Genomic DNA, 14181 nt, shown 5'->3' with positions numbered 1-14181 from the left:
GCTGGTCAAGGGTAGTCATATCGTCACCAAACGCTTGTTCGATCATGACCACGCTTACATTTTCCAAAATCCCGACAAGCGGATCGTCTTTGCGATTCCGTATGAAAACGATTTCACCGCCATCGGTACGACCGATGTTGAGTACACCGGCGACCCGGGCAAGGTTGAAATATCAGAAGAAGAAACGGCTTATTTGTGCGAATCGGTGAATCGTTATTTCGCTATCCCGGTCACACCGGCGCAAGTCGTTTGGTCGTGGTCTGGTGTGCGTCCATTGTTAGAAGAAGAGGTTGCCAATCCCTCGGCTGTCACGCGTGACTATCGTTTGGAGCTGGCGGTTGAAAAAGATCTGGCCCCGGTATTGTCGGTCTTCGGTGGAAAAATTACGACTTATCGGCGCTTGGCGGAAGATGCGATGGAGAAGTTGCAGCCGCTGTTTCGTTATATGAAGGCCGAAGAGTGGACCGCGTATGTCCCTTTGCCTGGCGGCGATATTGAGGTTGGTTTTGCAGATTTTTTGCAAGGTGTTGTGCAACGTTACGCCTGGTTGCCAGCCGCGACGGCAAAGCGCTATGCGCACGCCTACGGGACGCGGATTGCTATTTTATTGGATGGTATCGACAGCCTGGCCGGACTCGGCGAGCTGTTTGGCGCTGACTTGTATGAGATTGAGGTGCGCTATCTCGTACGCTACGAGTGGGCACTTACGGCGGAGGATATTATCTGGCGCCGTTCGAAGTTGGGGTTGCGTCTCGATGAGGCAGCTGTTGCGCGCTTAACTGCATGGTTAGAGACGTGGAATGGTGTTAAAGGAAGCGATGTCCACGATGCAATACAACCTGCAAAGAGTTGTTTTTCATAAAAAGTTAGGACTTACTCACAACGCCGCCGGGTGATTGTGCGTAAGTTTTAAAATAATGGAGCGTGCATGCACGCCCACATTCCTGGAGTAGACAAATTGAAAGAAAAATACATACTGGCCCTGGATCAGGGTACGACCAGCTCGCGCGCGATTCTGTTTGATCGGCAGGGCAATGTTGTGTCAAGGGCACAAAAAGAGATACATCAAATTTACCCGCAACCCGGATGGGTTGAGCATGATCCGCATGAGATCTGGTCGACCCAGGTTGGTGTAGCCGCTGAGGCCGCAACCACTGTCGGACTGCATGACAAGATTGCCGCCATTGGCATCACCAATCAGCGTGAAACAACGATTGTCTGGGACCGGGAAACTGGCAAAGCGATCTACAACGCGATCGTCTGGCAGGATCGGCGTACGGCGGCATTTTGCGATGAACTGAAATGCCGTGGATACGCCGAGAAAATCCGTGAAAAAACCGGATTGCTGGTGGATTCCTATTTTTCGGGCACGAAAATACGCTGGATTTTGGATAACGTCGATGGTGCGCAGCAATTGGCCGATCAAGGTCGCCTTGCATTCGGTACTGTCGATACCTGGCTGGTGTGGAATATGACGCGCGGCAAATTGCATATCACCGACGTTTCAAACGCTTCGCGCACGATGCTGTTCAATATCCATACGCTCGATTGGGATGATGAATTGTTGGAAATGATCGGCGTGCCACGCAGCATGCTGCCAACGGTGAAATCGTCCTGTGAGGTCTATGGTCGTACCGATCCGGCAGGATTCGGTTCTGAAATTCCGATCGCGGGAATCGCGGGCGATCAGCAGGCCGCATTGTTCGGGCAGATGTGTACCGAGCCTGGCATGGTCAAAAATACGTATGGCACCGGTTGTTTCATGGTGATGAATACTGGCAGGACGCCAATCATATCGAAGAATAATTTGCTCACAACTGTCGCCTGGAAGATTGGGGATGACGTCAGTTATGCGTTGGAGGGCAGTATTTTTATCGCTGGTGCGGTAGTCCAGTGGCTGCGCGATGGGCTGGGAATTATTAAAGAATCGAGCGAGGTAGAGAGTCTGGCCGGCAGCGTCACTAGTACCGATGGCGTGTATCTGGTGCCAGCCTTTGCCGGTCTGGGCGCACCGCACTGGAACCCGCATGCGCGCGGGACCGTGTTTGGCGTCACGCGCGGGACGACTGCGGCGCATTATGCCCGCGCCGCGTTGGACAGTATCGCGTATCAGACGATGGATGTGTTGAAGGCGATGGAGGCCGATTCCGGCATTGTTATTTCTGAGTTGCGCGTCGATGGCGGAGCGACAGAAAATAATCTTTTGATGCAATTTCAGTCGGACATTCTGGGCGTCGATGTCGTGCGCCCAAAAGTCATCGAAACGACTGCTCTCGGCGCGGCTTATCTTGCCGGGCTTGCGGTCGGGTATTGGAGCAGTACGGATGATGTGCGGGGACAGTGGCAGTTAGACCGGCGTTTTCATCCGAATTTGCCAGCCGAAGAGGTCAAGGCGAATATCAAGGGCTGGCAGCGTGCGATTGTTGCCGCAACGGCGTGGGCTGATGACAATGACGGCGCGTAGTTAAGTCGTCATTGATCTGGTCGTACTCTCTGATTTTCGGACGTGACTTCTGAAAGGAAACGGAATGCATCCCTTATTAGGTGAATTTGTAGGAACTACATTAGTCGTTTTACTGGGAAATGGCGTGGTAGCGAACGTCATTTTGAATAAGACAAAAGGTCATGGCGGCGGCTTGATTGTGATTACGGTCGGCTGGGCAATGGCGGTATTCGTCGGCGTCTTTACGGTGGCCTCAGCCAGCGGCGCGCATCTCAATCCGGCTGTGACGGTGGCGCTTGCCGTTGCCGGTAAATTTGAATGGAGCGATGTGCCAGGTTACGTCGTGTCGCAAATGATGGGCGGCATGATGGGTGCACTCCTGGTCTGGCTGGTGTATCGCAAGCACTTTGAGCAAACCCCGTGCGGCGATACTAAGCTCGCGGTGTTTTGTACCGGTCCAGCCATTCGCAATAAATTTGGCAATGTCATCTCTGAAGTTGTCGGGACGTTTGTTCTGGTCTATGGCGTATTGAACATTGCCTCACCAAAATACGGATTAGGTGCGCTTGATGCACTGCCGGTCGCGTTGCTGGTGATGAGTATCGGTGTCTCATTGGGAGGAACGACCGGTTATGCGATTAATCCGGCCCGCGATCTGGGGCCGCGTCTGATGCATGCACTGTTACCGATTCCCGGTAAGCGCGACAGCGATTGGGGGTATGCCTTTGTGCCTGTCGTAGGTTCCCTCACTGGTAGCGTATTGGCAGCATTTTTATATGGTGTGCAAATGAGTTGATGCCATTATTGTTGGATATCCCCGTAGTACTTCGCGCAGCCTTTAGGCTGCGTTTTTTTTTGGTAACTCAGAATGTGTAGTTTGCACGCACGTGGCATTACAACCACATCAATGCCACGTGTAATGCTGCTGAAATAATCCCTCGTTATTCTTCGCACCAGTTGCGGAAAAGTAATTAAAAATAATTTTTGTTATCTCAAAATAGTGCAATAGAGGTGTGGTCATGCGTAGTTGGGACGAACCAAAAAAGCGTAAAGCACGCGTCGAAATTATTCCTATGATCGACGTAATGATGTTTCTGTTGGTATTTTTTGTACTAATCAGTCTTAACGTCATTCCGGCGCTTGGTATGAAAACCCATTTACCCGGCTCCGACAGCGCGCAAAATTTGACGTCGAAAAATAAAGTCGTCATCACCATCGGGCTTGGCAATATATTGCAAATCGATGGTATCGATACCACTATTAACGCGCTTCCGATGCGTTTGAATGCATCAAAAAAAACGACTGAAAATCCCAATATTATCGTCAACAGCGATCGTGGCGTTGAAGTTCAGCGGCTGGTGGATGTGATGGACACATTGAAGAAAAACGGGTTCGAGTCGATCTCTATCGCTACTCAAAAACCGTAAGGCGGATTTATGTTACCGCTATTTTTATTGTTTCGTTTTCGTGATGTTATTGCAGGTTTTCCAGCAATGTTGCTGCTCGTAGTGCTGATCGCCGCCGGAGTACATACGGCGACCAAGGTCGTACCGCCGCACGATGCATCGCTAGTACAGATTTCCTTGAGGACAGTGGCACCGATAGCGCCTGTGCCATTGCAACCCCTTTTGGTGCCTCCGCCGCAAATACCTAAATCGCGTCCGGAACAAGCACCAGCGCCGCCTGTTCGGAGTTCGCCTCAGGCGACGGCGTCACCGTCAGCAGCGCCGTCAATAGCACCATCACAGAATCCGACCAATCATCCGACACCTGAAGTGACCGCTCCGGTCGTAGCGGTAGCGTCTGTGTCGCCAGCGGTAGCGGACAAGCCTGGTGTGAATATTTCCCTTGAAAAAACGTATTACGCCACATTGAAGGCTGAGGTAGAGCGCCAGAAGGTCTATCCCCATTCGCGTGAAGCCAGCATGGAGCAACCGCAGGGCAAGGTAGTGGTCTGGCTAGAGGTTAGCCGTAGTGGTGAGGTCATCGCCTCCGGAATTGAAGCGCCGGCATCAAGCATGCTTCTTAATCGGGCCGCAGAGGGGAGTTTGCGCCGCTTGAAACAAGTTGAGAAATTTCCGCCGGAGGCATTCTCCGGTATCGACAAGAAGCGTTTTTCAGTCACATTTAATTACAACAATACAACAGAGGATCAACATGCAACGCAAGGGGAGTAGTATGAATGGCAAGGGGAAAATCCAGCATCAGCGCAACCGCAGAGGCTTAGTTTGCAAGCCAATATACATTGCCATGATGGCCGCTGGTTTAGTCGCAACTGCGCCTATGGTATTTGCGGCTGAGGACGTTAATCTGGGCAGCATCGATGTTCAGAGCGATGTGCGTAGCGGTGGGTTGATGGTCGATGAAGACGCGCCGAAATCGCGTTCGACTATTACTGGTGAGGCGCTCAAACAACGGCCGGCAACCAATAATGCGGTCCAATTGCTCAACACCATGCCGGGTGTACACGTTACCTCCAGCGACGCCGCCGGAATGGCCGACGCCAACTTCACTATGCGTGGTTTTAATTCCGACCAGATTGGTTTTACTGTCGATGGCGCGCCAGTCAATGACTCCGGTAACTACGCTATTTATCCGACTGAACTGGGCGATATCGAGAATTTGCAGCAAATTTTTGTCACGCAAGGCTCGACCGATACCGATGCCCCGCATATCGGTGCCAGTGGTGGCAATATTGGTTTGGTGACCATGCTGCCAACCAAAGAGTTTGGCGCATATATCGAACAGATCGTCGGTAACAACAAGCTCAACAAGGAATTTGTCCGTATCAATCTCGGTGAGCATGATCTGGGTATCGGCAAACTACGCACATGGTTTTCGATGTCGCATACCGGTGAAGATAAATGGCGTGAACCAGGCAGCTTACGGGCGAATCGTTTTGAGACGAAATCGGTGCTAGATATTAATGCTGATAACAGTCTGGATTTCACTTTCAAATACAACCGTCAAGACAACGACCAGTTCAGTACCGAGAGTAAAGCGCAGTTCGCCGTGAGCAATCAGCTTTACACTAATTCACTGCTGGGCAGCAATGGCAAGGTCAGTACCAATTACTACCAGTTTCACCAGAATCCTTTCGAAAACTATCTGGCGGTCCTCAACGGTAAGTTCAAGCTAGCAGACAATCTGCAACTGATCGTTAATCCGTATTTCTGGTACGGCAATGGCGGTGGTTCTTCTGGTCAGATTGGTTTCCCGGCAGGCGCATTAACCACGCAGACGTTACCGAGCGGCGCGCGCACCGATGCTTTTTATAAAATTTCAAATACCGTTACTTATCGTCCCGGGATCACTACTATTCTTAAAACCAGTGTGGGTGCGAATGACCTGAGCCTGGGTTATTGGATCGAGCGTTCGCGTCAAATGCAAACCGGACCGTTTATTCCGATTGACCAAACCGGTAGTCCGTTTGATGCGTGGGGACATTCCTATGCACTGGTCGATAAGTCCGGCAACATCGTCCAGGCTAGTGGGCGGAATCGCTATACCGTGACCATTTCGCAGAAAGCTTTCTTGCAGGATTCGGTCGTCTTTAACGATCATTTCAGCTTGCTCGCCGGGGTTGCCTATGATCGTGTACGTCGTAGCGGGGACGATTACGGCACGCTGGCCAATACCGGTCATCAGGATGTCAAGGCGAGCAAGGACTATGTAGAACTGTTGCCGAGTCTGGGTTTGAAATACCAGATCGACCAACAAAACAGTCTGTTTTATAACGCGACTCATACCTTCCGCGCACCACAGAATTACACACTGTATGACTACACCGTGCTGCCAAACGGAACCGTGGTGCGCAAAGCCGATCAGTTACCGGAGACCTCCTGGTCTCAAGAACTGGGCTGGCGCTATACGACCGAGCGCGCTGCTTTTGGCGCAACTCTGTACTACATTAGTTTCAGAAACCGTATGGCGCAGGTTGCCGACACTGACGGTACGACTTTCAACTTCAACGTCGGTAATGTCGTCAACAAAGGCGTTGAGCTGGAAGGCAGCTACGCGTTGACCAAGACGGTCAATGTACATAGCGCCTACAGCTACACCAGCGCCATTGAGCAGGATAACTTTGTCACCAACGGCGTGACCTTGCCAACCAAGGGCAAGCAGTTTACCAATACGCCACGGCAAATGTTGAGTGCCAGTTTGGGTTATGACGACAAGCGTTTCTTCACAACGCTGACAGGTAAATACACCAGCAGCGTCTATGGTGACTTAACCAATAACGAAAAAATCGGCGGATTTACTTTGTTTGATCTGACCGCTGGCTATCGTTTCGAAAAGATCGGTTTCATGAAGGGTGCAACCATCACACTAGCTGGCCTGAATCTGTTGAATAAACAGTATCTGGCTTCGGTCAATAGCGTGGCAACTAACGCCGTCGCCTATGGCAAAGCCGCAGCCGGTGTGCCGTACTACATTGTCGGTGGCGCGCGCGCGTTGTCGGTGACGTTGGCAGGCTCTTTCTAAGAGTCTTTGGACTTACGTAAAACTGTCGCCGGATAAGGGCAACCTTATCCGGCATCCAAGTAAAGAGGTAGCACCATGAACATGCAATTTTTTCACGAGATGGCGTTTTATCTGATGTACGCCTGCGCCGCTCTGGCGTTGTTTGTGATCGTCGAACGCGGTCTGTTTTTCAACTACACGTTACGACAGGCCATCGGTCTGGAACAGGCCATGACGCATGCGGTCCAGCATGTGCAAGAACTCCCTGCTGTGCTGACAGCACAGCCTAGTTTGCCGTTGACGCTGGTGTCCGATATTTTGGCTGAGAAACATCAGCTGACCAGTGAAAAAGACCTCGAAGATTTTAGTCAGTCGGTCTATATCGCCCATCGTAGTACCGTCCAACATCGGCTCTGGATACTCGATACGATCGTCACAGCAGCGCCCCTGCTGGGCTTGCTCGGTACGATTTTAGGCATCATCGATACCTTTAAGGCGCTGGCTGTATCCGGTGTCTCAGATCCTGGTCAGGTCTCGCAAGGGATCGGTACTGCACTCTACGCAACGGCGCTGGGAATCTGTATCGCCGTCGTCGGTATGTTTTTTTTCAATATGTTTCAAGAGCGTATTGAGCGCATTAACGATCATTTAAAAGTATTGATGTTGCGCGCTTGTGTCGGTCGCAGCGCCACCGTTCCGGTAGAGTCCGTTAAATTACATATTGCTTAAAAAATGGTCATGACTATGCATGCAATATCTTTGATTTGGATCCGTCGGTTGAGTTGTGCGGTGCTGGTTTTGTTGGCAGCTTGTACCGATTTACACACGGTCCCGCAAAATGGATTGATCGAGGTCAATCTGGTCGCCATCAACGATTTGCATGGTCATCTTGAGGCTGAGAATCATAGCTTCATCAGTGCTGCAGAACCAACGGCGCAGATGCGCCATGTCGGCGGTATCGATACGATAGGCGGGGCACTGCGCGTATGGCGGACAGAGGACCCCCAACTATTGCTGGTGGGCGCTGGCGATATGATTGGCGCCAGTCCGGCGTTGTCTGCCATCTGGGCTGATGAACCGACGATCTTTGCACTCAATGCGCTTAACTTGCGCGTCAGTGCCGTCGGTAACCATGAGTTTGATCAGGGCAGTAAAGAGTTACTGCGCTATCAGTATGGGGGTTGCACTTCCACCCGGCCGGATAAAGCGTGTCGTTTTGAAGACCATTTTTCCGGCGCAAAATTTACCTATCTGGGCGCCAATGTTATCGACAATGCCAGCGCACGCCCATTACTGGCGGCGTATCGAATTGAGCAAACGCATGGCGTGAAGATTGCCTTCATCGGCGCAGTACTACGCGGCACGGCAGGAATCGTCTCCGGCGACGGTATCGCCAATATTCACTTTACTGACGAAGCTGATGCCATCAATCAATTGATTCCTGAAATCAAGGCACAAGGTGTCAGCGCCATCGTGGTCCTGATTCATCAAGGAGGGGAAACCGAGGAAGCATTTGACCAGACCGGATGCGCGCAACTCAAAGGTGCCATCGTCGAGATTGTCCACCGTCTGGATCCGGCGATCAGGCTCATTATCAGTGCACATACGCATCACGGATATACCTGCCAGGTGGATGGGCGTACTGTGACGCAGGGTGAATCTTACGGTCATATGCTGACGCGGATTAAATTGACGATTGATCCGCGGGTCGCTGATGTGCAAGGAAAAATGACCGCCATCGATGCCCATAACGTCTTGATGGAAACCAAGAGTTTTACGCCAGACCCGGCTCTGTCAGTATTTTTACAGCAGCTCAAGAAGCGTAGCGATGCGGTGCTGGAGCAACCGATCGCACACCTCGCGCTACCTGTCATTACGCGCGATATAAATGCTGCCGGAGAGTCGCCTCTTGGGGACCTGATTGCAGATTCGCAACTTGCCGCGACGCTTGATTTGGGGGCGAAAGTCGCGTTCATCAACCAAAGCAGCATTCGTGCAAACCTGGAAAGCGGCGTCAATGGCAGTAACTATGCGCAGCTGGCGATCACTATGCCGTTTGGTAATTCGCTGGTGTTGGTGTCGCTAAGCGGGACTCAGTTGCTGGCTTTGCTGGAGCAGCAAGGTTGGGGACAGAATATGTTGCAAATATCGGACAGCCTGCGCTATAGCTGGGATGCCAGACGTCCGGTCGGGCAACGCGTCGTGCCCGGTAGTGTCCGGATCAACGGGATTGCTGTCGACCCGCATGGTCAATATCGCGTCAGTCTCAATAGTTTCATCGCCCAAGGCGGTGACGGTTTCAGTATCCTGCGCGAAGGCGCTGATCGGGTCGATACCGGCATCAACGATCTGGATGCACTGAGCCGTTATTTAATTGCACGCGAACGCACAGGCCATCCCGCCGGAGAAGCACAAGCGGGTGGTCGGATGGTGAAAATTCAATAAATATTTCAGAACCGTAAAATGCGCAAACTATTATTAGTATTTCCCATTCTGCTCACTTGTATCAGTCCAGGTCATGCCGAATTCAGTATTCCCGGCTATGAATTGGTGCACACCGTGCCAGTCGAAACCAGTCTGGCAACGCCGGATTTACGCGAGCCGCTTCAGGTCTGGAGCGAGATGTTCGATAGCGCCAAAAAAACGATAGACCTCGGTCAGTTTTATGTCGCGGGTAAATCCGGTGAAGCCTTCGATGACGTTATCAACCGCCTCGCCGCAGCCGGTCAGCGCGGTGTGAACATTCGGTTTCTGATGGAGGAGAAGGGCAAGTTTGCATCGGATATGCCGACGATTGAGCGACTCAAAAAAATTCCTCATCTTACTTTTCGGTATCTTGATTTTTCGAAGTTAACCGGCAATGGGATCATCCACGCCAAATATTTTGTGGTTGACGGTAACGCCGCTTATGTGGGGAGTCAGAATTTTGACTGGCGCTCTTTTACGCACATTCATGAAACTGGATTACGCATTACTGACGGCGTGGTGGCTAGCCAGTTACAGCGCATCTTTGAGCACGACTGGCACGCACAGGAACTGATTGCGCAAGGACAAACGGTGCCGCCTGATAATCGTGATGTGGTGGCGGCTGACGACTTGCAGCCAGCCTTTCTGGTGGCCAGTCCGAATGCTTTCAATCCTGGTGGTGTGGGTGACTCGGAAACAGAGTTACAAAAACTTTTGACCGCAGCCAAGGTTGAAGTGCGGATCCAGTTACTCGATTACGCGCCCCTGAGCTATGGCCCGAACCATACCCGTCCTTACTACGCGGTGATTGATAACGCGATTCGGGTGGCGCTGGCACGCGGCGTGAAGGTCAAACTCATGGTGTCAAACTGGAATACCGATAAACCAGCCATCGCCTATTTGAAAAGTCTGGCGCTATTGCCCGGCATGGAAATCAAAATTGTGACACTTCCGCAATCTAGTACCGGCTTTATTCCTTTTGCCAGGGTTATCCATAGTAAAACGATGTCCATCGACGGCCAGATTGCATGGATAGGCACCAGCAATTGGAGCGGCGGCTATCTGGATAACTCGCGCAATCTGGAAATCGTGTTGCGTAACGAGAAAATGGCAAAGCGGATTGCCGAGCTGCATCAACAGACGTGGAGTTCGGTGTATGCGCAACCGTTAGATGTGATGAAGGATTATCCCAAGCCGATTAAGTAGGACAGACGCAAAATCGATTTTGCGTCCAGACAATGATTCTTATGCAGCAAGCAGCTTCTCGATTTGCATGATCAATGCTTCCGGCTTGGTTTGCGGTGCGTAACGGTCAAACACTGTGCCGTCTTTGTTGATGAGGAACTTGGTGAAATTCCATTTTATTTTCTCGCTGCCGAGCAAGCCCGGCGCTGCACTTTTCAGATATTGGTAGAGCGGCGCTGCTTGCTCACCATTGACATCTATTTTGGAAAATAACGGGAATGTAACGCCGTAGTTTTTTTCGCAAAAGGCACCGATTTCTGCGGCATTGCCCGGCTCTTGCGCACCAAATTGATTGCACGGAAACCCCAGTACAACAAACCCTTGGTCACGATATTTGTTATACATTTCTTCAAGCCCTTTGTACTGCGGCGTGAACCCGCAGTTACTCGCGGTGTTGACGATGAGCACGACCTTGCCGCGATAGTCTGCTAGCGTCGCGGGAGTGCCATCGAGCCGCTCAACGGTGAATGGGTAAATGTTAGCGGAGTTGGCCTCGTTGTTCATATTAAATAATCCCTAAATGCTCAGTACCGGCAGACAGATCCCGTGTATGGGCATCCTTGCTGCGCAGTTTGATGGACAGACGCAAATCGTTGACCGAGTCGGCATTGCGTAATGCGTCTTCGTAAGTAATTTTATCGACTTCGTACAAATCGAACAAAGCCTGATCAAAAGTCTGCATGCCAAGCTCGCGCGATTTTTTCATGATCTCTTTGATTTCATGGACGTCGCCCTTGAAAATCAAATCGGATATCAACGGTGAGTTCAGCAGGATTTCAACGGCGACGCAGCGCCCCTTGGTGGTTTTTAGGGGGACTAGCCGTTGCGAGACGACGGCTTTTAAATTCAATGACAGATCCATCAGCAATTGTGTGCGCCGCTCTTCCGGGAAAAAATTGACGATCCGATCCAGCGCCTGATTGGCGCTGTTGGCATGCAATGTTGCCAGGCATAAATGTCCGGTTTCGGCAAAGGCAATCGCATAATCCATGGTTTCGCGGTCGCGGATTTCCCCGATCAAGATGACGTCCGGGGCCTGGCGCAAGGTATTCTTTAAGGCGATTCCCCAGTTGTCGGTATCGACGCCGACTTCACGCTGGGTAATGATGCAATTCTTGTGCGGATGGACGTATTCGACCGGATCTTCAATGGTGATGATGTGGCCGTAACTATGTTCATTCCGATGGCCGATCATGGCTGCTAGCGTGGTGGATTTTCCTGAGCCGGTCGCGCCCACCATAATCACCAGACCGCGTTTGGTCATCGCGATTTCCTGAAGTGTGTCAGGCAAGCCAAGATCCTCGAATTTCGGTATGTCGGTGGTGATGGTGCGCAAGACTAAACCGACCCGGCCTTGCTGCATAAAGGCGGAAACCCGGAAGCGTCCGATCCCGCCGGGAGTGATGGCGAAGTTGCACTCCTTGGTGGCCTCAAATTCAGCCGCTTGCTTATCGCTCATGATCGCGCGTGCCAGCTCGACGGTGTGGGCTGTGCTTAGCGGTTGATTCGATACCGGGGTGATTTTCCCATCGATTTTGAATGCGGGCGGAAAGTCGGCCGTAATGAACAGGTCGGAGCCGCGCTTGGTGACCATTAAGCTGAGCAAGTCATGCATGAATTTTGTAGCCTGATCGCGTTCCATATTGTTTCCTGATGTCGCTGAATGCCGCCGAAAATGGGAGAGATAAAAAATTTAGCCGGGGAAATTTTCTGGCATCTTGGCCGCTGCGCGTGCCGTGGCCACTGAAATGATATTGCGTCTCACCAGATCGGTCAGATTGCTGTCCAATGTTTGCATGCCGACGTTGCTAGATGTTTGTATCGTCGAATACATTTGCGCAATTTTGCTATCGCGAATCAGGCTACGGATAGCTGGCGTGCCAATCATGATTTCATGGGCGGCGACGCGAGTGGTTCCATCTTTTGTTTTCAACAATGTCTGTGAAACCACGGCTTGCAATGACTCCGAGAGCATGGCCCTGACCATCGATTTTTCTTCGCCCGGAAACACGTCGACGATACGGTCTATGGTTTTTGCGGCGGACGAGGTATGGAGCGTGCCGAATACCAAATGACCGGTTTCAGCCGCTGTCAGTGCCAGGCGGATGGTTTCCAAGTCGCGCAGCTCGCCTACCAGAATGACATCGGGGTCTTCGCGCAAGGCCGACCGCAGCGCGTTGTCAAATGACTGCGTGTGTGGGCCGACTTCGCGTTGATTGATCAGACATTTGTTGGATTGATGGACAAATTCGATGGGGTCTTCAATCGTCAGAATATGCGCGTATTGATTTTCATTGACATGATTGACCATCGCGGCCAGCGTGGTCGATTTGCCAGAGCCGGTCGGCCCCGTCACTAAGACCAGACCGCGTGGCTTTAAGGATAGCTCGGCAAAAATTTTAGGGGCGTTAAGTTGTTCGAGCGATAGGATTTTGGAGGGAATGGTCCGCATGACGGCTGCTGCGCCGCGATCCTGATTAAAGGCATTGACCCGAAACCGCGACAGGCCGGGAATTTCAAACGAGAAATCGCATTCGAGATTTTCTTCGTAGGCCTTGCGTTGGCTGTCATTCATGATGTCATAAATCATGCTGTGCACCTCTTTGTGCTCCAGCGGTGGCAGATTAATGCGGCGCACGTCGCCATTAACCCGGATCATCGGCGGCAGACCGGCAGATAAATGCAAATCGGAAGCCTTGTTCTTGACCGAAAAGGCCAGAAGCTCGGTAATGTCCATTTATAATCCCTGAAGTAATTTTGTGCCGCGCCAAGTCGGGGGCGGTGTTTTGACTGTTTGATGTAGCGGCCCTGCATCCCATTTTGTGATGTGACGAAAGCACTATTAACCAAGACAATTATGTCCTCAATCTCTCAAAAGTTGCAAGCTGTGCACGAAAGTATCCGCAACGCGACGGCCGTAGCGTCGCGTCCGGCTGACAGTGTGCAGCTTTTAGCAGTATCGAAAACGTTTGGGGCCGATGCGGTATTGGAGGCGGTTGTCGCCGGTCAACGAGCGTTTGGTGAAAATTACCTGCAAGAAGCATTAGACAAGATCGTGGCGGTGCAAGCGGCCACGACTGTTGACGGGATCGAATGGCACTTTATCGGACCGATTCAAAGTAATAAAACCCGTGCAATCGCTGAACATTTTGCATGGGTGCACACGATAGAGCGCGAAAAAATTGCACAGCGCCTGTCAGACCAGCGGCCACCGGAGTTGCCGCCATTAAATGTTTGCCTGCAAGTAAATATTAGCGGGGAGGCCAGCAAAAGCGGCGTTACACCCGATCAGGCGCTGGCGGTGGCGCAGGCGATTGCCGCCTTGCCGCGTCTGAGGTTGCGCGGGTTGATGGCGATTCCTGAACCGACTTCTGATGTGGCGCAGCAACGTGCCGCATTTGGTCAGGTCAGCGCGTTATTTTTGGATTTGCAACAGCAGGGATTGATGCTCGATACCTTGTCTATGGGGATGTCAGCCGATATGGGGGCCGCGATTGCTGAAGGCGCGACGATCGTGCGCGTAGGAAGTGCTATTTTTGGGCAGCGAGACTATTCCTGAGCCC

13 protein-coding genes are annotated in these 14181 nt (G+C 51.7%); 10 read left to right on the top strand and 3 right to left on the bottom strand.

Going from position 1 to position 14181, the window contains the following annotated elements:
• The 9 genes from glpD to ACVBEF_RS12540 all read left to right on the top strand — a co-directional run.
• Positions 1–862 (top strand): glycerol-3-phosphate dehydrogenase (glpD, locus tag ACVBEF_RS12580; protein ID WP_447124286.1); only part of this gene is annotated, 862 nt, incomplete at its 5' end.
• Between the two features lie 96 nt (positions 863–958).
• Positions 959–2464, top strand: coding sequence for a glycerol kinase GlpK (gene glpK, locus ACVBEF_RS12575; protein WP_447124288.1), 1506 nt, complete (start codon positions 959–961; stop codon positions 2462–2464).
• Positions 2465–2528: 64 nt separating this feature from the next.
• On the top strand, positions 2529–3239 hold the full coding sequence (locus tag ACVBEF_RS12570; RefSeq protein ID WP_447124285.1) for an MIP/aquaporin family protein: 711 nt from the start codon (positions 2529–2531) through the stop codon (positions 3237–3239).
• A 223-nt stretch (positions 3240–3462) separates the two neighbouring features.
• Positions 3463–3870: an ExbD/TolR family protein gene (locus tag ACVBEF_RS12565; protein WP_447124284.1), complete on the top strand. Its 408-nt coding sequence runs from the start codon at positions 3463–3465 to the stop codon at positions 3868–3870.
• A 66-nt stretch (positions 3871–3936) separates the two neighbouring features.
• Positions 3937–4620, top strand: coding sequence for a hypothetical protein (locus ACVBEF_RS12560; RefSeq protein WP_447124283.1), 684 nt, complete (start codon positions 3937–3939; stop codon positions 4618–4620).
• Positions 4601–6928, top strand: a complete 2328-nt coding sequence (locus ACVBEF_RS12555; protein WP_447124282.1) for a TonB-dependent receptor — start codon at positions 4601–4603, stop codon at positions 6926–6928. The genes ACVBEF_RS12560 and ACVBEF_RS12555 overlap by 20 nt, the downstream gene beginning before the upstream one ends.
• A gap of 75 nt (positions 6929–7003) precedes the next feature.
• On the top strand, positions 7004–7636 hold the full coding sequence (locus ACVBEF_RS12550) for a MotA/TolQ/ExbB proton channel family protein (protein ID WP_447124281.1): 633 nt from the start codon (positions 7004–7006) through the stop codon (positions 7634–7636).
• Positions 7637–7651: 15 nt separating this feature from the next.
• The gene (locus ACVBEF_RS12545; RefSeq protein WP_447124280.1) at positions 7652–9352 is read left to right on the top strand and encodes a bifunctional metallophosphatase/5'-nucleotidase; all 1701 of its coding nucleotides are present in this window, start codon (positions 7652–7654) and stop codon (positions 9350–9352) included.
• Positions 9353–9370: 18 nt separating this feature from the next.
• Positions 9371–10579 (top strand): phospholipase D-like domain-containing protein, encoded by a 1209-nt coding sequence (locus ACVBEF_RS12540; RefSeq protein ID WP_447124279.1) that lies wholly within the window; start codon positions 9371–9373, stop codon positions 10577–10579.
• A 39-nt stretch (positions 10580–10618) separates the two neighbouring features.
• On the opposite strand, the gene ACVBEF_RS12535 is transcribed toward ACVBEF_RS12540, so the two are convergent.
• The 3 genes from ACVBEF_RS12535 to ACVBEF_RS12525 are packed head-to-tail and all read right to left on the bottom strand — an operon-like array spanning position 10619 to position 13355.
• Positions 10619–11122, bottom strand: coding sequence for a glutathione peroxidase (locus tag ACVBEF_RS12535; protein ID WP_447124278.1), 504 nt, complete (start codon positions 11120–11122; stop codon positions 10619–10621).
• Between the two features lies 1 nt (position 11123).
• Positions 11124–12260 (bottom strand): PilT/PilU family type 4a pilus ATPase, encoded by a 1137-nt coding sequence (locus tag ACVBEF_RS12530; protein WP_447124277.1) that lies wholly within the window; start codon positions 12258–12260, stop codon positions 11124–11126.
• A 51-nt stretch (positions 12261–12311) separates the two neighbouring features.
• Complete coding sequence (locus ACVBEF_RS12525; RefSeq protein ID WP_447124276.1) at positions 12312–13355, bottom strand: type IV pilus twitching motility protein PilT; 1044 nt, start codon at positions 13353–13355, stop codon at positions 12312–12314.
• Between the two features lie 120 nt (positions 13356–13475).
• On the opposite strand from ACVBEF_RS12525, the gene ACVBEF_RS12520 reads away from it, so the two are divergent.
• Positions 13476–14177 (top strand): YggS family pyridoxal phosphate-dependent enzyme, encoded by a 702-nt coding sequence (locus ACVBEF_RS12520; protein ID WP_447124275.1) that lies wholly within the window; start codon positions 13476–13478, stop codon positions 14175–14177.
• The last annotated feature ends 4 nt before the right edge of the window (positions 14178–14181 follow it).

It is taken from the genome of Glaciimonas sp. GG7, from assembly GCF_052976905.1.
Note: the sequence above shows the minus strand (reverse complement) of the source record. Positions and strands in the feature narration are given on the sequence as shown.

Excerpts from the sequence above, each read along its gene's own strand:
- ACVBEF_RS12565 (WP_447124284.1), top strand. The coding sequence starts at position 3,463 with ATGCGTAGTTGGGACGAACCAAAAAAGCGTAAAGCACGCGTCGAAATT.
- ACVBEF_RS12550 (WP_447124281.1), top strand. The coding sequence starts at position 7,004 with ATGAACATGCAATTTTTTCACGAGATGGCGTTTTATCTGATGTACGCC.
- ACVBEF_RS12555 (WP_447124282.1), top strand. The coding sequence starts at position 4,601 with ATGCAACGCAAGGGGAGTAGTATGAATGGCAAGGGGAAAATCCAGCAT.
- ACVBEF_RS12540 (WP_447124279.1), top strand. The coding sequence starts at position 9,371 with ATGCGCAAACTATTATTAGTATTTCCCATTCTGCTCACTTGTATCAGT.
- ACVBEF_RS12525 (WP_447124276.1), bottom strand. The coding sequence starts at position 13,355 with ATGGACATTACCGAGCTTCTGGCCTTTTCGGTCAAGAACAAGGCTTCC.
- ACVBEF_RS12560 (WP_447124283.1), top strand. The coding sequence starts at position 3,937 with ATGTTGCTGCTCGTAGTGCTGATCGCCGCCGGAGTACATACGGCGACC.
- ACVBEF_RS12535 (WP_447124278.1), bottom strand. The coding sequence starts at position 11,122 with ATGAACAACGAGGCCAACTCCGCTAACATTTACCCATTCACCGTTGAG.
- ACVBEF_RS12520 (WP_447124275.1), top strand. The coding sequence starts at position 13,476 with ATGTCCTCAATCTCTCAAAAGTTGCAAGCTGTGCACGAAAGTATCCGC.
- ACVBEF_RS12570 (WP_447124285.1), top strand. The coding sequence starts at position 2,529 with ATGCATCCCTTATTAGGTGAATTTGTAGGAACTACATTAGTCGTTTTA.
- ACVBEF_RS12545 (WP_447124280.1), top strand. The coding sequence starts at position 7,652 with ATGCATGCAATATCTTTGATTTGGATCCGTCGGTTGAGTTGTGCGGTG.
- ACVBEF_RS12530 (WP_447124277.1), bottom strand. The coding sequence starts at position 12,260 with ATGGAACGCGATCAGGCTACAAAATTCATGCATGACTTGCTCAGCTTA.